Here is a 19,702-nt window from a genome sequence, read left to right as displayed (position 1 = left end):
TCTTTTTACCTACTACTAACTACCATAATTCGATATCATTTGAAGTTTTACACTTTTTTAGTAGAAAAATTTATCGCATTTTAAAGGAAAACTATTCAAACTTAGCGAATAATAGCCGATATTGTTAAATAGTATATGTCGGTATGTCATGCAGTGAAACCATTAAGGGGGATGTACATGCAAGGTTCTACGTTAAAGAAGACGGTAGTTGGATCAGCACTTTTGTCTGGTTTTTTTTATGTTCAAGCCGGGGAAGTAGAAGCTGCCCTTGGTAATCAGGAATTAAAGCTCGGAATGAACAATTCCGATGTGAAAGAACTGCAAGACGTTTTGAAAGAAAAGGGTTATTTTACATATCATACGTCAACAGGATACTTTGGCCCGATCACTGAAAAAGCCGTTAGCGACTTTCAAAAAGCAAAAGGATTAACAGTAACTGGTACTGCGAATGGTGAAACGCTTAGCGCATTGAAAGGAGCTACTGCGAAAGCGGCTTCTACTTATTCTCAAACACTATCGATTGGCGAACGTGGACAAGCCGTTAGTGATATCCAAACAAAGCTTAAAAACAAAGGGTATTACAATTATAGTGTAGATGGAATTTTCGGTCCGATCACTGAGAAAGCTGTTAAGCAGTTTCAGAAGGCGAAAGGCCTATCTGTCTCAGGAGTTGTCGACCAGGCAACCGAAAATGCATTGAATGCAGCTCCCGCAAAGGCAAAGCCTTCTCAAGAAGCTGAACAGACGTTAAAAGTTGGTGCTCGAGGTGTTGAGGTTTCAACAGTCCAGCAGCAATTAAAGAATAAAGGCTACTACAGCTACACAGTAGACGGAATTTTCGGTCCGATTACTGAAAAAGCTGTAAAGCAGTTCCAAAGCGCGAATGGCTTATCGATCACAGGCGTCGTCGATGGGAAGACGAAGGAAAAGCTTTCAGGAACTACATCGACTCAAGTGCAGGAGAAGAAAGAAGAAAAAGTAACCGGTCTTACAGTCGGAGCGCGTGGCAGTGCAGTCACTTCCCTGCAGCAAGGTCTTAAGGATCGCGGTTATTACAATTATAAAGTGGATGGCATCTTTGGTTCCATCACAGAAAAAGCTGTGAAGGAGTTCCAAAGTGTTGTTGGACTCACCGTGACAGGTGTTGCGGATGATGCAACTCTTGATGCATTGAAATCACGTGGAGGCACGACTACACAATCAGCTACAGTAATGAAAGTAGGCTCACGTGGAGATGATGTCGTTAAGCTGCAACAGGACCTCACTACTGCAGGGACATTCCATGTCGGTGTAACAGGGTACTTCGGTCCAGTTACAGAAAAAGCTGTAAAGGATTTTCAGAGAGCAAAGGGGCTTACTGTAACGGGTACTGCAACGAAGGAAACGCTAGATACACTGAGCAACACAACAAGTCCAGCTGTTCATCCTCCTGTTCAAGATTCTTCTCATGACGATGTCCTAAAGGTTGGTTCAAAAGGGGAGCTCGTTGTAGAGCTTCAGTCTAAGCTTAAAGCGCTCGGCTATTACAACGGTGCGACAGATGGTGCATTTGGTCCGATTACAGAAAGTGCAGTGAAGACGTTCCAATCTCGTAATAAGCTCACGGCTAACGGAGTTGTAGATTCATCGACATGGGAGAAACTGAAGCAGGGGACTTCATACGATGGTGGTGGTTCAGGAGACACAGGTAGTGGTTCGTTCAGCGTGATGGATCTGATCGCAGATGCTTCTGAGTTCATCGGTACTCCTTACACATGGGGAGGCAACACGCCGCAATCTGGTTTCGATTGCAGTGGCTTTCTCGTTTACGTTTTCAAGAAACAAGGGGTGTCCTTGCCACGAACGATGGCACAGATGTGGAATGTGACAACGCCAGTCAGCAGTCCATCTGTTGGGGACATCGTGTATTTTGAAACCTATAAGCCAGGTGCATCACACGGTGGAATCTACATCGGAAACAACAAGTTCATTCACGCTGGGTCTTCTACTGGCGTCACGATAAGCAGCATGGACTCAAGCTACTGGTCACCGAGATACCTTGGTGCAAAGAGAGCTCATTAGGAGGAGTCAGACCGATCTATTCATAGATCGGTCTTTTTTAATTCTTTTTTAAAGTCATCTGTTTACATCGAACCAGAATTGTTAATGAAATGTAAATTCTATGTTACAATATGATATAAATCTATGTAAAAAAAGGAATTTTCTTATGACAAAATACATATATCTCATTCTTTGGTCGCTCGTCATTCTTGTTGGGTGGACCTTCAAAAACAGCTATTTTTCACATCAAATAATAGGAGAAGCTCAAACAGGGCTTATTTTTCTCGGAGCCGTTGCCCTAACGTTATTCTTAGTAAGTTTCCAAGTGATGTCTGGAAAAGTACGTTACGCCTTTCTAGCATTCTCTCTCTATTTACTAGTTTCATTCTTGCTCTATGGAGATGTGCTATACGAGCGTTACTATTCCAGTATATTATCGCTTGAGCTACTGGACCAGGCAGGCCAAACAGCAGAAGTGGGAGATTCTGTCATAACTCTTATCAGACAAAGTGATTTATTATACCTGGTGGATATTGTAGTATTGCTCCCATTGTTAATCATGATGGTTGTAAAACGACAAGCTGTGAAGAACAGAATGATTGGTTCTAGCTTTCTCGTCGTTGGAATCATTCTATTCATTTTTATTTCAGTATTCTCGATAGACAGTCAGTATAGTGATCAGTATAAGGTTGCGAAAGCTGGAATTCTCCCTGCTCATTTACATGCAAGTACGATATTTTTTAATGAGAACAAGCTAGCACCTGCGATGGGACAAGACGATTCGAATGAAGAACTTGAAGGGGTCAACCAGTACTTTGTTGAAAATCAGAACGAAAAATCTCCTTATTTCGGCGTAGCCGAAGGGAAGAACGTAGTCATTGTTCAAGGGGAGTCAATGAATAACTTTGTGATTGGTATGGAAGTGGATGGAGTAGAAATCACTCCTAACCTCAATGATCTTGTTGAAAAAAGCTTCTACTACAATCAAATCTACACACAGATTGGAAAAGGGAACACATCAGATGCGGAGTTTATTGTAAACAATTCATTATTTCCAGCAGAACGAGAAAGTGGATACACTGCATATGAAACTGGAATCTTTCGTTCATTACCGATTGTGTTAGGTGAAGAAGGTTATCAGACTAGCGTAGCTCACGGAAATGATCCAGAATTCTGGAATCGAAAGGCTGCATATCCAGCTCAAGGATTCGATAAGTTCTACAATGGCACTTCTGAAACGATCGATAGCAGCCAAAAGCTAGGGTTGGGAATATCTGATGAAAGCATGTATGGTCAACTCGTTGATATATACGAGAAACAAGCTGAAAATGGTCCGTTTTATAATTTCTTCATCACCTTAACGCAGCACAGACCTTTTAAACTACCAGAAGATAAAAAATACCTCGACTTACCTGAACGTTTTGATGATACAGCTGTAGGGGATTACCTTCAAAGCACAAAATATGCGGATGAAACACTTGGCCTATTTATCAATGATTTGAAAGAGAGAGGCCTTTGGGAAGACACGCTATTCGTTTTCTATGGCGATCATTATGGTCTCCTACCTGAAAAGAAAAAGGAATTGGATGAGTTAATCGGAGTAACGTTCGATCGTAAAGAAATGTACAACGTTCCCCTCCTGATTCATTACCCTGGGCAAGAAGAAGGAGAAGTGAGCGACGTAATCGGTGGAATGGTCGATATTAAGCCGACCGTCACTAGTTTACTAGGATTAGAGGATTCTATCTATCATGTTGGGAAGGACCTCACATCGAAAGAAGAAGGTTTTGTCGGATTTCGACACGGCTTCCCGAAGTACACGTTCTTCGGTGAAACGTATTCGTTCGACATGTCTCCAACAGGAGAGTTTACGAAAGGGACATGTACGAAAACAGAGAGTGGGGAAACCGTAGACGTAGAAAATTGCCGTGATGGATATGAGCGGATCAAAAAGCAAATCGAAATGTCTGATAAAGTATTAGAAAATAACCTTCTCGAAAGGTTAAAGAGCATACGTGAAGAATCAATATAAAGAGCACCTTTTTAGGTGCTTTTTTATTGGAGAAATTTAGCGTAAAAAAGAGATAGTAATTATTTGGAATCTCGTATATAATCCTCTTAGCGATAGGAAATGGAAGGTGAAGCTGCCGGGAAAATAGGCGTGTTCTTTTTTCGTTAAATCTCCAAAAAACAACAAATTCGGGGGAATGAATGTATTGAAGAAAGTATTGAGCGTGATGTCGTCTGTTATCGTAGCTGCAAGTTTACTAGCAAGCCCTTCAGCTTCTGCGGCAAGTAATCATCCAGATTTAGTAAGCGTGAAGAAGCTTCTGAATGAAAAGAAGCTTGATGAGACAGTTGAATTACAAGGTTACAACGAATTCGGTGATTATGAAGAAGAAGAGCCTAACAATAGCTTTGATCAAGCAAACCCAATCGAGCTCGATAACTATGTGATTGGAACGTTTGCTGATCAAGATAAGGATTTTTATAAAATCGAAATTACAGGAGACGAAGAAGTAGACTTCATTATTTCTCTTTTCTCAACTGAAGAAGAAGGCACAGAAATGGAGCTTAACGTTAATCTCTATAACGAAGATAAGCAAGAGCTTGAAGGAGATTTTGATGTTTCTGATGAGTACGGTTACCTTTCTGGTATCACGCTAGATCCTGGTGTCTATTACCTAGAGGCATCAGACATTGCAAACCTTACTACTGGAGAAGAGTATCTTCTAAATGCGTTTATCTATGACCCAGAACCATACATCCAGCGTATTAATGGAAAGGATCGTTATCACACGGCTGCAAAAATAGCGATTCGCTCACATGGAAGCTATTCTTCTGAGAACGTAGTCCTTGCGACAGGAAGTGATTTTCCTGATGCACTAGCTGCTGCTCCACTAGCATTTTCGATGGATGCACCGATCTTATTAACTGGGAAGAACTCACTTCCAGAATATACTCAAACTGCGATGGATCTGCTAGACACGTCTCATGTGACGATCGTTGGTGGAACTGGCGTTATTTCTAAAGAGGTCGAGCGCTATCTAGAGGAAGAGTTAGGATTTGAAGTCGATCGAATTTCTGGAAAAGATCGCTATGAAACGGCTGCAAAAATCGCAAATGAGCTCCCATTTGCAACAGGTACAGCTGTTGTTGCAGATGGAACGAATTTCCCTGATGCTTTATCGATGGCACCAGTAGCAGCTCAAAACATGATGCCAATTCTATTAACACAGAAAGACAGCATTCCTTCAGCAACGCGAACTGCTCTGAAAAACTATGATAGTAGTATCGTGGTAGGAGGAACAGGAGTCATCAGCAATGCGGTTTTTGAAAAACTACCAAATGCAGAAAGAATCTCTGGAAAAGACCGTTATGGCACGTCTGTCGCCATTGCAGAAGAGTTCGATCTTGACCGAGAATTCGTAAACCTAGCGACTGGCCGAAGCTTTGCAGATGCACTTTCTGGCTCGGTGTACGCTGCGAGCATGAACGAACCTATGCTACTAACTCCTAAAGAAGCGCTTGATCCAAAGGTTAAGCAATTCTTCGTCGACAACGATACATTCTACTTTAGAGTGCTTGGTGGAACAGGCGCTGTTGGTGAAGGCGTAGAAGAAGACATCTGGAGTATGTTTGAGTAATCTTTAAGGATATTAATAGTTCAATAGAAAACGAGTATCCCTTAGCGGGGACTCGTTTTTTTGCGAGTATAAATATTCCTATAGACACTGCGGTTGTCGCTTATGGAAAGGATTTTCTTGGTCCATTATCCATTGCATCTGAGGCAGCTCGAAATGGGATGCCGATCTTGTTAACAGACACAAATCATGTTCCAGAAGCTACGAAGAACGCACTACGAACCTATGAAAAGAGTTATGTAGTAGGTGGAACGGGTGTCATCAGCGAGAACGTATTCAACAATGAACTGCCTGAACCAACTCGTCTTTCAGGAAAAGATCACTATGCGACCTCTGTAGCAATTGCAAATGAATTCAACAATGATAAAAACTTTGCAGTCGTTGCCACTGGAGAAGGCTATGCAGATGCGTTGACTGGATCTCTGTTAGCAGCTAATTTCACCAATCCGTTACTACTAACACCGAAAGAAAAACTAGATCCTTCTGTAGCAGCTTACTTCAAGAAGCATGAGACACGCTATTACACGATTCTTGGTGGTAATGGAGCAGTTTCTAAAGATGTAGAGAAGGATATCTGGAGTTTACTGAATTAATAATCAGTGGTGTCTGGCCCGTGCCTGGCACGGGCCAGACACCATCAACATTCTCTTTTCTATACTAGTATTTTTGATTAAAATGTATTATTAAGAGGAGGTCAGATGTTTATCTGACCTCCATATTTTTTGTCAAAGAGTGTTATATTAAGATTTCAAAAGAGTAAAAGATACTAAGTCCTTCAAATACAGGAATTTCTTGATAATTTTATATAAAATGCCATAAAGAATATAGATGACTAACTGTTCAGGATGGTAGAATAGAAACTTGAGGTAGAAAAGGTAGAGTCATTTAAAGTTTGGCAATGTTTGAAATACAAAATGTAGCGAATTGAAGCGTGCTGAGGAGGATTAATATAGTGAAAAGAATAGGAAAGAAGGGGCTTTTTGGTATAATAACTATCGCTCTCATTTTAATTGTAGGTAGTCTATTATTATTTAATCAATCAAGCCAAGACCATGAAGCAGAAATCAACGAAAACCTTGGGTTCAGAATGGATACATATGAACTGGTAGAACTTCCACAAGACGAAGTGCCATATATAGGCTCTGCTGTGTCTCTTGAACCTGATGTACCAACAGATAATAATGGAATTGTAATGACGAATCATCAAGGTGAGTTATACTACAATCCTTTGAAGATTGGAAGATATGCGAAATCATTCCTGATTAGTTACGATAAAGAGAATGACGAAGCATTTCTTGAAAAAGCTGAATTGCATGGTGAAAAGTTATTAGATATGGCTGAAGAGCATAATGGTGGATTGTATTTCCCTTATTCAATTGACTTTGATTTACATGGATTTGGAGAAGACATTATGGAAGGACCATGGTTTTCTGCAATGACTCAAGGTGAAATTCTTTCAGCCTTTACAAGGTTATATCAATATACAGAAGATGAAAAATACTTGAATGCGGCTCATAAGACTTTTCAGAGCATGAAAAATCTTAAAAGTGATAATGATGTATGGGTATCACTAATAGACGAAGATGGTTATTTATGGCTTGAAGAATATCCTCAAGACACCCCTACTTATGCATTGAATGGATTCTTATTCGCAATATTTGGGGTCTACGATTATTATTTATTGGAACAAGACGAAGAAGTGAAGAATTATATAGAGGGTTCACTAACTACAGTGAAACATTACTTGCCCGAATTCAGAGTGGAGGGTGAGATCAGTTACTATTGTCGTGATCATCATGTTCAAAGTGACCGATATCATATGATTCACATTAGTCAACTTGAAAAGTTATCTAAAATTAGTGGAGATTCATTTTTTAAAGAAGAAGCATCGAAGTTTAAAGAGGATTTTGAATTAACAGAGGAGTCATGAAAGTTTTGCGAGAGGTAAAATGATACCTAAATGAACGTATAATAGTGAGAGAATCAGATGTCTGGTTCTCTTTTTTATGTTAATTAATGGTATGTAAGGGTATTAGTACTAAGTGTGATTTTGATTAGAATTGTTACACAAACTACTACCTGAGAGGAATGAACATGTTGAATAAAACGATAGGGATCATCTCTGCTTTACTTGCTGGAAGTCTCGCAATCTGTCCATCCGTCCAAGCTACTACAGATTTTACCGATATAAAAGAAGGCGGTACCGTTGAACCATTAACGAGTGGGGAGTATTCGATCTTAAATGAAAACGAACCAAACAACTCGTTCAGCCAAGTGAATCAAACGATTCAAACGACAACAGATTATATGAGAGGGACGCTATCAGCTAATGATAAAGACCTTTTCAAACTGAAAGTAAGTGAATTCAGTGATATCGAACTTTCTATCTATCAGACAAATGGTGAAGTGTCTGAGATGGATTTACATATGAATGTGTATGATCGGAATAAGGAAGAAATCGATCCTAGTATTGAATCGAGTGAAATCAGCTTTAGTGCTGTGTATTCTCTAGCTCCAGGTACGTATTACATAGAAGCGACTGATCGTGAGAACCTTAATAATGGGAAAGAATATGAATTACACGCTTCGGTCTATGAGGAAGTAGAGCCTTATATTGATCGAATCGCTGGTGAAAACCGGTATGACACTGCAGTAAAAATTGCGATGAATGAGCGAATTGAGGGGAAAGCAAAGAACGTGGTATTAGCTACAGGCGAAGACTTCCCTGATGCGCTCGCAGGGGCGCCTCTTGCTCACCATTTACAGGCGCCGATTCTTTTAACAGAAGGTGACAAGCTCACGAAGGTTACGGAGAAAGCATTTGAAGTACTACAAACCGAACGTGTTACCATTGTTGGTGGGACAGGCGTGATTTCTGAGGAAGTAGAACGTTACATCGAAATAGAGCTGAATATCGATGTCGAGCGAATCTCAGGGAAGAACCGCTATGAAACGGCAGCGGCTATCGCTGAAGAATTGCCTGCTTCGGAGTCAGCTGTTGTGGCATATGGGAAGAGCTTCCCGGACGCACTCTCAATAGCACCAGTAGCAGCACAACTATCGATGCCGATTCTTTTGACTGAAACTGATGAAGTACCAAAAGCGACAAGTAAAGCACTATCGAATTATAAAAGCACATTTGCAGTTGGTGGAACAGGCGTCATCGGGGACGACGTATTTGGAGAATTGCCACAGCCTGAACGCCTATCAGGAAGTGACCGCTACGAAACGTCCGTTGCAATTGCTAATTACTTTGGCAGAGACTCACAGTCTCTTAACTTAGCAACAGGAGATAGCTACGCCGATGCCCTGACAGGATCGGTTCTAGCAGCGAAATTCAGTGAGCCGATGGTGCTAACACCGAAGAGTCACCTTGCTCCAGCAACAGCAGAATATATCAAGAAGAATGATAAATACAACTTCACCATCTTTGGTGGAACAGGGGTTGTAGAGAAGAGTGTAGAAGAAGAGATTATGGAATTGTTTTAGAGCAGGGGTCAGGATGGGGCCAGACCCCAGCCTGACCCCACCGCGTAACAATTTACAAAGGAGGAGCTCGTCATGAAGCAAATCGCAGGTAAATCTTTAGATACGTGGAAAGCAAAATATCCTCTACTTAACGATCTTATTCACTATAAAGAAGTGCTTTGGCACAATCCTAGCAAAGGATTATTGCCCTCCGGTCTAGATTTAACACTCGAAGACATTAAGGAAGCGGAAGCTCGCTTCAAACGATTCGAGCCTTACTTCAAAAAGGTTTTCCCTGAAACAAATGGTGTCATCGAATCTCCATTATCAGAAATAGAAGGTATGAAAAAGGCTCTTGAACAAGAATATGGCGCTACCATAAGCGGTGATTTATTACTAAAACAAGATGATCGCCTTCCGATTGCAGGGAGTATAAAAGCGCGAGGTGGCTTTCATGAAGTAATGAAGCACGCTGAAGATCTCGCCCTCGGACACAACATCTTATCGAAAGACGATAACTATAAAAAGCTAGCTGACAAAAAGTATAAGGAGTTTTTCTCGGCCTTCTCCATCATGGTTGGTTCTACGGGAAACCTCGGTTTAAGCATCGGAATCTTGTCTGCCAAGCTTGGGTTCAACGTAACGGTACATATGTCGAGTGATGCGAAGCAGTGGAAGAAGGATTTATTACGGGAAAAGGGTGCCACAGTCGTTGAACATCAAGGAGATTTTAGCGTAGCGGTTGATGCAGGGCGTTCGCAGTGTGAAGAGAAGCTTACCTGTTATTACATTGATGATGAGAACTCGAAAGATTTATTCATGGGATATGCAGTAGCAGCAATGCGCTTGAAAAAGCAGCTAGATGAGCGGAACATCGTGGTTAATAAAGAGAATCCATTAACGGTTTACCTCCCATGTGGTGTAGGAGGAGGACCGGGTGGCATCGCATTTGGTCTTAATCAAGTATTCGGTAACAATGTTCATTGTTATTTCGCAGAGCCGACGCATTCGCCGTCGATGCTGATCGGTCTCATGACGGACCAACATGATCAGGTATGTGTGCAAGACTTTGGGATCGACAACTTAACTGCTGCAGATGGACTTGCAGTGGGGAGGCCATCTAAGTATGTAGGTCAGCGTGTAAAGACATATATTGATGGCGTATACACGATCGACGATGAGCGACTGTACCGCCTTCTGCACTTGCTTTATGATGCGGAGAAAATCAAGCTTGAGCCATCTGCACTTGCTGGTATGATTGGACCTGTTCATGTCGCGAAACAGGCAGGTGGACGAGGAACTCACGTTGTGTGGGCCACTGGTGGTAGGCTTGTACCGAATGAAGTGTGGAAAGCGGATTATGAGAAGGGGAAATTGTAAGGAAGTGGTGCCAGGATGGGGCCAGACCCCATCCTGGCACCGTCAATCAATTCACCCATCCTGATTATCCTTCCCCTTTGATTCCGAGATCCTGCCAAGAAAGAATCCATCTACTTCACTAAGCTTCCCTCTCCAAAGGATACTTCCCTTAGACGGAGTCGGTTTCGTATCTCCGCAATAGACTCTCGCATTCTTTAAATGAATGAACTGCGCATCTGGAACACTGCTACCTTCAACAGCTTCACCGGCCTTCGTCAATTCTTCACTTAATTTCTGAGACACATCCCCTTGATCTTCAAACGAGTCACTAAGTGTCGCAAAGTATTCTCCTGCAGAAACGAGAGTGCCTGTCACCATCGCACCTTTCAAATTCAGAGTAATGTCTAAAGAGAAATCGTGTTTGTTTGATGCTTGTACAAAAAATTCAAGAACACTGTCCTTATCCGTAGTAGTAGCTGTGTCAACGCTCATACGTATTCTCCTTTCGTGATTACAATATAAATTATCTTGTTTCGACTGACTGAGACTCAAGCTTCCTTTCAAGCTGTTCTAATCGTTCATGTAACTTCTTGTTTTCTTCTTCAAGCGCCTTCGTGTTTTGATCTGCTGCTTTTGAACTTAAGTACGGATCGTTTTCCCACCAATCCATCCCGATTTCTTTTGCTTTATCGACCGAGGATACGATCAATCGAATTTTGATCGTCAGTAGTTCAACGTCTGCAATTCCAACGCGAATGTCTCCAGCAACGACCACCCCTTTATCCAATACTTTTTCTAACACATCCACAATCGTATTTGATTGTACTGGGTGTTCAACTCCCATCGTGACACCTCCACATCTCTCTCAAAATCAAAGTAAGCTCCCAAGCGGTCCAAGATCGATGTTCAGATCTTCCGCTTCAAGACCGAATACATCTCGTAACTCTTCCATTTTTTCTTCTAATGTCATAAGGGCAACCCCGAGGTTTTCTACCTGTTCGTCGGTAAGAGAACCGCCTTCGACTCGTCTCATCGCATTTCGTTCAACGATTTGCCTCAGTAATTCGATTACCGTTAAAACAAGCTGTGCTAACCCTTTTTCAGCATTTTCTTGGTCGATGTTAATCCTTCCATCTGTCGAATTGGCCAGTTGCATGGATCAAATCCTCCCTTTCTTGATCAAATCGTTCTGAACTAAGTGGTGCCCGAGTGCCCATCTGGTGCTCGACAAGCGTTTCAACAGATGAAATCAACACTCTTAAATCTAAGTACACGAGATCAACGCCCGCAATGGATATAAGTAAATCGCCCTTGATGGCAACGCCCTTATCGAGAATAACGTCTAGAATATCGATTAAGGCAATCTCTTTATTTTCGAGGGATTCTTTAACAGGCATGTCCGCTTAACCCTCCATTTTTATGACGTGAAACTTGAGAAGTGATAGGCTGGCCATGGCCCTGATGCCTCGAATTGCCATCCTGAGTCGGTGAATTTCTCTTCATATTCCTTGAACTTCGTGATGAAAGCTTCCACCTCATGCTGAGGAAGGAGGAATACACTGTTCCAGGCCATATTTTCTTTTCGTCCCGTCACGTCTTTTTTCCAGTTTTTCTTGATGTTGCCTAAGACCGAATACGCGTTTAATGCGTCGTGGATACCTTCACAAAAGGAAGTCTTCTCATTTTCAAGCTCCTGATCAATATAATGGTCCATTTTCTTTCGTTCGAAAAATTTCTTACCAGGAGAAAGCTCTTCGATTTCTTCCCGTTTAGCCTGAATCGCGGTATTGTTCTCGCTAACCTGTTTTCGTAACGCTTCATCATCGCAGTAGATCTTCACGTTCCATTCTTCCTTGCCTTCTATTAGAGAGAAGGTTTCTTTCAGTTTCTCGTAGTTACTTTCAACGGTATCCCGCAAACTCGCTTCACTCTTATACAATGTACAGAATTTCAGAGGAATCAGGGTGTATAGTTTGGAAAGCTGTAGCACCCGTTCATGATGGTGGAATGCTTTTTCCTGAAGCCATTCCACATCTTGATCGATTTTCTCTTTTATCGTCTCTTCTGAAGTCGCTACGTCACATACGATTGCAGTCACGTCGTCACCGATCGAGACCATGTACAGCTCACTCTTATCATCAAAACCTTGTAGAGAGGGGAGTGGCGTATTGGATTCATTTGTTGGAATAAGGCTGTATAAATATAGAAGATCGCTCATCGGTTACCCTCATTTCTTTTTCGTTAGTTCTTCCCACTGCTCCATCTCCATGCGTTTTGCCGTCTCGTAACGAAGGAGCAGTTCTTCTTCTTTTTCTTGAAACGCTTCCTCAGGTATTTCGCCTAGCTCGTACATCATTTGCAGTTGAATCAGTTTTTGCTGAATCGTTGGCAAATCGTAAAGTTCTTTATCGGCTTCTTCCTTAATTTTCTCACCGACTTTAATCACCAGGTTGATGGGGGAAGTAACGAGTTTATGGATCATGCACCTTCTTCAACTTTCAAGCGGATATTGACGAAATTGTATGCAGGCCATGGACCGGTATAGCTAAACTCAACTTTGTCTTTCCATTTATCGTGAGCCTCATTGACGACTTCATCAAACTTCTCCTCTTTCTCTCGATCAACGAGGAATGATGCGTTCAATAACATTTTTTCTCCGATAGGGTCATTTGCTTTCGACGCTTCAGCTGTTTCGTCTAGTGGGTTAAAAATGTCTTCCTTAATTTCTTTTTGAAGTGATGCAAAAAGCTTTTGCGCCATACCTCCGAGCTGTATTCGTTCGTAGTAACCAGCCGCCTCGGACTTTCCTTTTACAGAAGACGCCATCTTTTCAACTTCTGGATGCTCGTTCACTCTTGATTCGAGCCAATCATTTTTGCCGATTACTTTTAGTCCAACTTCAATTTTTCCTTTGATAGCAGGAAAAAGTTTTTCGAATTGAGGGTAGAGATTCTCAAGTAAGACTTTCACATCATCTACGGAATGAAAGACATTTCCGAAACTGATCGGAAGAACCGTATCGCTATCTTCCATCACACGTGAGACTGTTTTCTGATGCATCATCAGATTATCTTTTTTCGGATGATAGATTTTCATTGGAACTTGTGCTGCAACCATAGCAGCGTCTTTATAGTGAATCGTAAATGTCTCATGTTCGACACCTTCGATGGTTACTGACCCAAATTGTTGTTCATCTTCTGTTTGGATCGCACAAAAAATATAGATGCCTGTATCTTCCTTGCTCATTCGTCAACCGCTCCTTTATGAATGTTGTGTGCTTAGGCTCCTGCATGCCTCTAAGATGAGTTTTTCTGCATTATCGATTGGATTGTCTGAATTCAATATTCGACTTAAGCCATCTACTAAAATATCGAGGCATAAGCGCTGGAACTCTGGGTTATCGCCTTTGATCGGAATTTCTGCTTCCTCAGTAAGTCGTGCGATCATCAGGGAAGCGCGTATACTTGGTCCGTTTGCCGCGTTCGGGTAGAGCGTACGAATATGAGAAACAAGAGATGAAATCGTTTGTGCCTCTTGTGTTGAGAGGTCGAATTTCTGCTGTAGTATCCTAGCTTCACGCTCGCGATCGTTGAAGTTCATGTTGATCGTAATCAAACGATCGAGTAGCGCATCTTGCGTCTCATATACGCCTGCATATTCTGCAGGATTGCTCGTGAAGATGACAGCGAATTTTGGATGTACGCGAATGAACGGCTCCGTTGATTTTGTTCCATAAAGCGGGAGGATGCCTTCTTCTAAAATGGATAGAAAAATGTTATTCGTCGAGGGCTTTGAGCGAGTAAACTCATCGTAAACAAGCGTATACCCGTGTTTTACGGCTTCTAGTAACCGGCCATCTCGCCACGCTTCAGAAACATTTTCATCCTTTTTATAGACAGAGCGAACATACTGATCGATTACCGTTTTACTTGAGTAACCTGTGAACGTACCGATCAAGTCATGGTTGTCCAACTCGTGATTTCCGTGCATCAACATAACAGGGCGCTTGCGCTTTTTGGCTAGTGCAAGAGCAATCGTTGTTTTGCCGGCGCCAGATGGTCCAGTGAAGTGGACAGGGTATCCTGCCTCGATGTAGTGTAGCGATCGGTCGATAAGGTTCTTTGTTTCGTCATCCTCAAGAAACGCTCGGTTATCCTTTTTCATCCTTTGCTTTAAAACAGACATCGTGACTACCTCCTGGCCTATGCTTCCTCACCGATCGCACTTCGATAACGAACATCTCGGCGTTTGAATGATGTTACTTCCTTGTTTTCATTGAGAAGTACATCGTACGAACCGACTAATTCATCTTTCGCATATCGCTTCATGTATTCTTTTTCTTCAATCACTTCCGCCGTCACTCTCCAACCTTCGTTTTCAGTCGTCTCGACTGAAGTAATCTTATGAAGGGGTGCAACGTTCTCGTTAAGGAACTCTGCCACATTACCCATGATTTGTTTAATTTCCATATTGACCTCCTGCTATCATAATGGAGGGGAGAAGACGGCCTTCTGTAAAAGCAAGACCGCTTCTCCCTTAGTTGTATTAGATGCTAAATTGAGGACTGCGTTCGTTCTGCTGACTCGCAAGACCATTCTCTTGCACGTCGTCGCGAAGCAAGCCAACTGCCTCAGCGTATCGTAACCATGTATCAACACTTGCGATAACCACGCGTGCTTCAACGGTCAAAATTTCAATCCCTACAACGGAGACTCTCGCGAATGCGTCGATGACGATCCCTTTATCAAGAATACGGTCAATCACTTCTGCAAGACTTGAGCTTTCTGCACTTTTTTGAATAGCCATGAAATCTCTCCTTTTGAGTATTATGAACTCATCGTTTTGATATCCCTTGATGACTTAATGTTCTGAGAACTTTTGATGTTCGTGGCGCTTTTAATATTTGTTGAACTCTTGATGTCGTTAACGCCTTTAATGGTTTTGCTTTCTCGTGAGGAAGATACTTTGTCCTGAAATTCCTCACCAGCTTCTTTCGCCGTCGAGACTTTTTCTTTTACTGAAAGTAGAGCGTCCTGTACTTTTTCTTTGGCTTTTTCTGCGGTACTGTGAACCTTAGATGCATTTTCTTCTTTTACATTTTGAAGCTGCTCTGAAGCATCGTTAACCTTTGATTGCACACCTTCCTGCACTTTTTCTGTAAACTTTTCCTGTGCGTGATCTTGAACCGTATCTTTTACCTTTTCTTTAATGCGTTCAGGCGTGTGGTCCACTACTTTTTCCGTAACTTTATCAACAGCTTTTTCAAAGGGCTTATTCATGAGATACCCCCTTAGTGGGTCGAATTGCAGTTAATTGCGAAAAATGAATCCAATGACCTACATGCTAAATTGTGGATTTCGCTGGTTTGATTGCTGAGATAGACCTCCTTCTTGCACATCATCCCGGAGAAGTCCGACCGCTTCAGCATAGCGTAACCACGTATCCACACTCGCAATAACAACGCGAGCTTCAACCGTAAGAATCTCGATTCCAACGAGCGAAACCCGTGCGAATGCATCAATGACAATGCCTTTGTCCAGTATCCGATCGATGACTTCCGCGAGACTGGAACTCTCTGCACTTTTCTGAATACTCATCACTTCACTCCCTTGTACTCGTAGTGGGTTCCAAACCATCTCCATGACAGAAATGATTGGAGAGTAAAACAATTCACAGGAGTATACCTCGGAAGTGAATTGTTTAAACAAGGGGTCAGGATGGGGTCAGGCGTCATCCTGACCCCAAAGTGAAACCATTTACCTACACGATTCGTATATGTACTAATAATTGGTAACTCGAATTGAGATTCGTTATAGAGAGGGCGATCACTATGGAGTTGTTACTTGAGATTCTGGCAAATATAGGCGGGATATTAGGTATCGGTGGAGGAGACGCACCAGATGAGGAGAAAATAGAAGAGAACATCGTGGCACTTATGGCTTTTTCGTGGTTTACTGATCTCACAAAACACCCTCAGGGAAAGCCACTCATTATGAAAAATGAATCCGTTCGTTACGTAATTGGCAAGATGCGCGTCAAGAAGATGAAAAAGTCACCGATGTATGAAGATAGAATGGCAAGAAAGTTGAAGAAAACGATGAATAAGCAGCTTGCAGAAAAATAAAGTAGGATTCTAGCCGTCAAACATAGGAGGAGTGTTATGAAGTTTTATATCGCATCTAGTTTTCAAAACAAAGCTCAGGTTCAAGAGCTACGTGATTTATTAAAGGGAGAAGGATTCGTGCATACATACGATTGGACATTAAACGAGAGAGCGGCAACGTTTTCGGACCTCGAGAAAATAGGGAGCGCTGAACTCGATGCTGTAAGAGATTCCGATTTTCTGGTCGTTCTTCTTCCTGGAGGTAAAGGGACACACATTGAAATGGGGATTGCGCTTGGTCTTGATATTCCTGTTTATCTTTACACTGAAGAGAAGATCACAGACCCTGTGACGTCGAGCTCGTTTTACCATACGAGTGGGGTGACGGTTTGCACGGGTACGCTGACGGATCTCTTGAATACGATTGTAAGAGAGAAAAAACATGCCAGTATATAATAAGCTAGTTAGAGATCGTATCCCTGAAATTATAGCTAAGAACGGACAAACTTATGAAGCTATAAATTTATCAGAAGGAGAATTCAAGGTAGAACTGAGAAGAAAGCTGCTCGAAGAAGTGAATGAGTATCTTGAAGCAAGCTCAGACGAAGATGCTATTTCGGAGCTTTGCGATGTTATTGAGGTAGTGCGTTCATTAGCGGGTGTACATGGTAAGTCTTATGAAGATGTAGAAATGGTAAGGGGAGAAAAAGAAGAAACGAGAGGCGTTTTTGCGGAACGAGTGTTTCTTAAGAGTGTTGAAGAGTGAATTGTTTGTAGGGGGGTCAGGCGTATGCCTGACCCCGTTCTTTATTTTTCACTCTTCACTGGGCCTCCATCATATACTGTTTTATCTTGTTTCATAAATAAGGGAGAGAACAGCATGTACAACGCATACCGAACACTCATCGAGGACATCGCTATTGCGATAAACGGAGAATACAGCGCCATTCAGTGTTACGAAATTCTCGCTCAACTCGCGCCTAATGAAAAGTCGAGAAACCAGATCTTAGAGATTCGTCAGGATGAAATCAACCATTATCAAGCTTTCACTGCCATCTATACACAGCTCACTGGCCAACAGCCTACTCCAGAGTTAATCGAAGAGTGTCCCACTGCTTATCTATCTGGATTGAAGTACTCGATCGAAGATGAGCAAAAGGCTGTCGACTTTTACCTCGACATTGCGGATCAAACGCAAGATCTCTATATTAAAGAGACCTTCAAACGAGCAGCGGCAGATGAGCAAAATCATGCAGTGTGGTTTTTGTACTTTTTAACGCGGGGTCAGGCACGTTCCTGACCCCTTCCTGACCCCCACTATTGACTATTTCCAAGATGAGCATACAATATAAGGTAGCTCATTACGGAGGTGCACCATGCAAGAGGGTAAGAAAAATATACTAACGCTTCAGGGATTCTATTTACTCGCCTTTTTCGGGGTAGGTAGCTTATTCCCGTTACTTAGCGTTTATTTAAAACAAGTTGAGAATCTAAACGGTTCTGAGATCGGGATGATCATGTCGCTCGGTCCAATCTTCATGATCTTCTTTCAACCAATTTGGGGGATGGTGTGTGACTACACACAGTCGCCTACTAGAGTACTAACATTAACAGCACTATTAACTGGTATCGCCGGGATGGGGTACCTTGTTTTTGATGGATTTTATTGGTTTATCGTAATCGCAATTATTGTCGCGATCTTTCAGAGTGCGATCATTCCAGTGTCCGACAGCATCACCCTGAAATACACGAGTAAGGTGAACTATAACTATGGAAACATTCGACTGTTTGGTTCATTAGGCTTTGGCCTTGCTGTGTTCATCATGGGAAAACTATCAGACTCAGTCTTTGGTCCAGGGGTTATCTTTTACGCTTTCCTGATCTCCCTCTCGCTAGCTGCTATTCTCGCGTGGCGATCACCAAGTGAACGCCAGACGAAGAAGGTAGATTTGAAGAATGGGATGAAAAAGCTATTAGTCTATCGAAAATTCCTTCTGTTTCTCATCGTGACATTTATGATCTTCGGTCCGAACTTATCAAATAATACATACTTTGGACTGTTTGTAGAAGATAGCGGGGGAACCTACGCAGGGATTGGACTAGCTTTCATGCTGGCTGTGTTACTCGAAATTCCGTTCATGCGACTGTCAGGAAAATGGATTCAACGCTACGGCTTACTCGCAGTTGTACTGTTCGCAGGAATCGCATCACTCTTGCGTTGGGTCCTTTATTTCTTTGAACCAAGCTTAACGGTGATCTACGCAACAACGATTATCCAAGGGTTCTCACTAGGGTTATTTATCCCAGCTGGTCTTCAGTACATCAAGGAAATAGCGCCGATCGACATGGAAGCGACGGCGGTTACGCTCTATGCTGCGGTTGGGAATGGAATAGGAAACTGGTTCTGCACATTTGTAGGAGGGTACCTCTACGAATTCTTTAATATTTTCGCAGTCTACCTCTTTTTCGGAGGTCTTTCACTGATCGGTGTGCTATTAACTGCCGTTCTATTAAAGTCAGAACGGTCCTATTCTCAGCTACATGCAGTGAACTCAAATTAACAGTTTTGGAGGTATGTGATGAACATCGAAAGACAACTCTACGACGAAGCCTTTAACTTGATCGAAAAACGATATCCATCAGGCTGGGGAGGCGCAGCGGCTATGCGCACGAGTGATGGTCAGATTCTTACAAGCGTCGCTCCTGAAGTCATCAATGCATCCACAGAATTATGTATTGAAACGGGTGCAATCTTAGAAGCTCATAAGCTAGAAACAAAAATAACACATACGATTTGTGTAGTTAGAGAGAATGAGCATTCGCCTTACGTGATTCTCACTCCCTGTGGCGTGTGCCAGGAGCGGCTATTTTATTGGGGAAGTGATGTGAAGGCAGCTGTTTATAATCCGGAAGGACGCCTCGATTATAAGACGTTGAAGGAAATTCAGCCGTATCATTGGTATGAAGCTTACGATGAATAAATTGTTAAGAGCGGGGGTCAGGCACGTGCCTGACCCCGCGTTAAAAAGTACAAAAACCACACTGCATGATTTTGCTCATCTGCCGCTGCTCGTTTGAAGGTCTCTTT

The 19,702-nt window shown here is 42.3% G+C and carries 25 protein-coding genes and 1 pseudogene; 13 read left to right on the top strand and 13 right to left on the bottom strand.

The window, feature by feature from the left end; genetic code table 11:
- Window positions 1-177: 177 nt before the first annotated feature.
- From LCM09_RS07340 to dsdA, 7 genes are all read left to right on the top strand, one after another.
- Window positions 178-2,061, top strand: coding sequence for a C40 family peptidase (locus tag LCM09_RS07340; RefSeq protein ID WP_318246497.1), 1,884 nt, complete (start codon window positions 178-180; stop codon window positions 2,059-2,061).
- Between the two features lie 145 nt (window positions 2,062-2,206).
- Window positions 2,207-4,072 carry an LTA synthase family protein gene (locus LCM09_RS07330; protein ID WP_224880191.1) on the top strand — a complete coding sequence of 622 codons (1,866 nt, stop codon included), beginning with the start codon at window positions 2,207-2,209 and terminating at the stop codon, window positions 4,070-4,072.
- Window positions 4,073-4,256: 184 nt separating this feature from the next.
- Window positions 4,257-5,687, top strand: a complete 1,431-nt coding sequence (locus LCM09_RS07325) for a cell wall-binding repeat-containing protein (RefSeq protein ID WP_224880190.1) — start codon at window positions 4,257-4,259, stop codon at window positions 5,685-5,687.
- Window positions 5,687-6,277, top strand: a complete 591-nt coding sequence (locus LCM09_RS20900; RefSeq protein ID WP_318246498.1) for a cell wall-binding repeat-containing protein — start codon at window positions 5,687-5,689, stop codon at window positions 6,275-6,277. The genes LCM09_RS07325 and LCM09_RS20900 overlap by 1 nt, the downstream gene beginning before the upstream one ends.
- A 359-nt stretch (window positions 6,278-6,636) precedes the next feature.
- Window positions 6,637-7,614 (top strand): D-glucuronyl C5-epimerase family protein, encoded by a 978-nt coding sequence (locus LCM09_RS20895; RefSeq protein ID WP_224880188.1) that lies wholly within the window; start codon window positions 6,637-6,639, stop codon window positions 7,612-7,614.
- 164 nt (window positions 7,615-7,778) lie between these two features.
- A complete protein-coding gene (locus LCM09_RS07310; protein ID WP_224880186.1) occupies window positions 7,779-9,173 on the top strand; it encodes a cell wall-binding repeat-containing protein in 1,395 nt (464 codons plus the stop codon).
- A gap of 72 nt (window positions 9,174-9,245) precedes the next feature.
- On the top strand, window positions 9,246-10,532 hold the full coding sequence (gene dsdA / locus LCM09_RS07305; protein WP_224880185.1) for a D-serine ammonia-lyase: 1,287 nt from the start codon (window positions 9,246-9,248) through the stop codon (window positions 10,530-10,532).
- A 51-nt stretch (window positions 10,533-10,583) separates the two neighbouring features.
- On the opposite strand, the gene gvpU is transcribed toward dsdA, so the two are convergent.
- From gvpU to gvpA, 12 genes are all read right to left on the bottom strand, one after another.
- Window positions 10,584-11,003 (bottom strand): gas vesicle accessory protein GvpU, encoded by a 420-nt coding sequence (gene gvpU / locus LCM09_RS07300; protein ID WP_224880184.1) that lies wholly within the window; start codon window positions 11,001-11,003, stop codon window positions 10,584-10,586.
- A gap of 31 nt (window positions 11,004-11,034) precedes the next feature.
- Window positions 11,035-11,355, bottom strand: a complete 321-nt coding sequence (locus LCM09_RS07295) for a gas vesicle protein (RefSeq protein ID WP_224880183.1) — start codon at window positions 11,353-11,355, stop codon at window positions 11,035-11,037.
- 27 nt (window positions 11,356-11,382) lie between these two features.
- Window positions 11,383-11,667, bottom strand: a complete 285-nt coding sequence (locus tag LCM09_RS07290) for a gas vesicle protein K (protein ID WP_224880182.1) — start codon at window positions 11,665-11,667, stop codon at window positions 11,383-11,385.
- A complete protein-coding gene (locus LCM09_RS07285; RefSeq protein ID WP_224880181.1) occupies window positions 11,633-11,908 on the bottom strand; it encodes a gas vesicle protein in 276 nt (91 codons plus the stop codon). Before LCM09_RS07285 ends, LCM09_RS07290 begins: the two co-directional genes overlap by 35 nt.
- Window positions 11,909-11,928: 20 nt before the next feature.
- Window positions 11,929-12,729 (bottom strand): GvpL/GvpF family gas vesicle protein, encoded by an 801-nt coding sequence (locus LCM09_RS07280; protein ID WP_224880180.1) that lies wholly within the window; start codon window positions 12,727-12,729, stop codon window positions 11,929-11,931.
- A 9-nt stretch (window positions 12,730-12,738) separates the two neighbouring features.
- Window positions 12,739-12,993, bottom strand: a complete 255-nt coding sequence (locus LCM09_RS07275) for a gas vesicle protein GvpG (RefSeq protein WP_224880179.1) — start codon at window positions 12,991-12,993, stop codon at window positions 12,739-12,741.
- Window positions 12,990-13,757, bottom strand: coding sequence for a GvpL/GvpF family gas vesicle protein (locus tag LCM09_RS07270; RefSeq protein ID WP_224880178.1), 768 nt, complete (start codon window positions 13,755-13,757; stop codon window positions 12,990-12,992). Before LCM09_RS07270 ends, LCM09_RS07275 begins: the two co-directional genes overlap by 4 nt.
- Before the next feature lie 15 nt (window positions 13,758-13,772).
- Window positions 13,773-14,696 carry a gas vesicle protein GvpN gene (gvpN, locus tag LCM09_RS07265; protein ID WP_224880177.1) on the bottom strand — a complete coding sequence of 308 codons (924 nt, stop codon included), beginning with the start codon at window positions 14,694-14,696 and terminating at the stop codon, window positions 13,773-13,775.
- Window positions 14,697-14,713: 17 nt separating this feature from the next.
- Window positions 14,714-14,980 carry a gas vesicle protein GvpO gene (gene gvpO / locus LCM09_RS07260; protein ID WP_224880175.1) on the bottom strand — a complete coding sequence of 89 codons (267 nt, stop codon included), beginning with the start codon at window positions 14,978-14,980 and terminating at the stop codon, window positions 14,714-14,716.
- Between the two features lie 76 nt (window positions 14,981-15,056).
- Entirely contained in the window at window positions 15,057-15,317 is a 261-nt protein-coding gene (gene gvpJ, locus LCM09_RS07255) for a gas vesicle protein GvpJ (RefSeq protein ID WP_224880173.1), read from the bottom strand.
- 20 nt (window positions 15,318-15,337) lie between these two features.
- On the bottom strand, window positions 15,338-15,790 hold the full coding sequence (gene gvpQ / locus LCM09_RS07250) for a gas vesicle protein GvpQ (protein ID WP_224880171.1): 453 nt from the start codon (window positions 15,788-15,790) through the stop codon (window positions 15,338-15,340).
- Window positions 15,791-15,847: 57 nt separating this feature from the next.
- Window positions 15,848-16,108, bottom strand: a complete 261-nt coding sequence (gvpA, locus tag LCM09_RS07245; RefSeq protein WP_224880169.1) for a gas vesicle structural protein GvpA — start codon at window positions 16,106-16,108, stop codon at window positions 15,848-15,850.
- 233 nt (window positions 16,109-16,341) lie between these two features.
- Here gvpA and LCM09_RS07240 point away from each other — a divergent pair, with 233 nt between their 5' ends.
- The 6 genes from LCM09_RS07240 (at window position 16,342) to LCM09_RS07215 (ending at window position 19,595) form a co-directional block, all read left to right on the top strand.
- Window positions 16,342-16,635 (top strand): hypothetical protein, encoded by a 294-nt coding sequence (locus LCM09_RS07240; protein WP_224880168.1) that lies wholly within the window; start codon window positions 16,342-16,344, stop codon window positions 16,633-16,635.
- A 36-nt stretch (window positions 16,636-16,671) separates the two neighbouring features.
- Window positions 16,672-17,070: a nucleoside 2-deoxyribosyltransferase gene (locus LCM09_RS07235; protein ID WP_224880166.1), complete on the top strand. Its 399-nt coding sequence runs from the start codon at window positions 16,672-16,674 to the stop codon at window positions 17,068-17,070.
- Entirely contained in the window at window positions 17,057-17,380 is a 324-nt protein-coding gene (locus tag LCM09_RS07230; RefSeq protein ID WP_224880164.1) for a nucleoside triphosphate pyrophosphohydrolase, read from the top strand. The genes LCM09_RS07235 and LCM09_RS07230 overlap by 14 nt, the downstream gene beginning before the upstream one ends.
- A 114-nt stretch (window positions 17,381-17,494) precedes the next feature.
- Window positions 17,495-17,914: a ferritin family protein gene (locus LCM09_RS07225; protein ID WP_224880162.1), complete on the top strand. Its 420-nt coding sequence runs from the start codon at window positions 17,495-17,497 to the stop codon at window positions 17,912-17,914.
- A gap of 76 nt (window positions 17,915-17,990) precedes the next feature.
- A complete protein-coding gene (locus tag LCM09_RS07220) occupies window positions 17,991-19,175 on the top strand; it encodes an MFS transporter (protein ID WP_224880160.1) in 1,185 nt (394 codons plus the stop codon).
- A gap of 18 nt (window positions 19,176-19,193) precedes the next feature.
- Window positions 19,194-19,595 carry a cytidine deaminase gene (locus tag LCM09_RS07215; protein WP_224880158.1) on the top strand — a complete coding sequence of 134 codons (402 nt, stop codon included), beginning with the start codon at window positions 19,194-19,196 and terminating at the stop codon, window positions 19,593-19,595.
- A 17-nt stretch (window positions 19,596-19,612) separates the two neighbouring features.
- Here the strand turns inward: LCM09_RS07215 and LCM09_RS20965 are convergent.
- Window positions 19,613-19,702, bottom strand: a pseudogene (locus LCM09_RS20965) (ferritin-like domain-containing protein); the annotation flags it as partial.

This window comes from Guptibacillus algicola (assembly GCF_020171805.1).
Taxonomy (GTDB): domain Bacteria; phylum Bacillota; class Bacilli; order Bacillales; family Guptibacillaceae; genus Guptibacillus; species Guptibacillus algicola.
The sequence above is the reverse complement of the archived record's forward strand: the minus strand, read 5'-3'. Positions and strand labels throughout refer to the sequence as shown.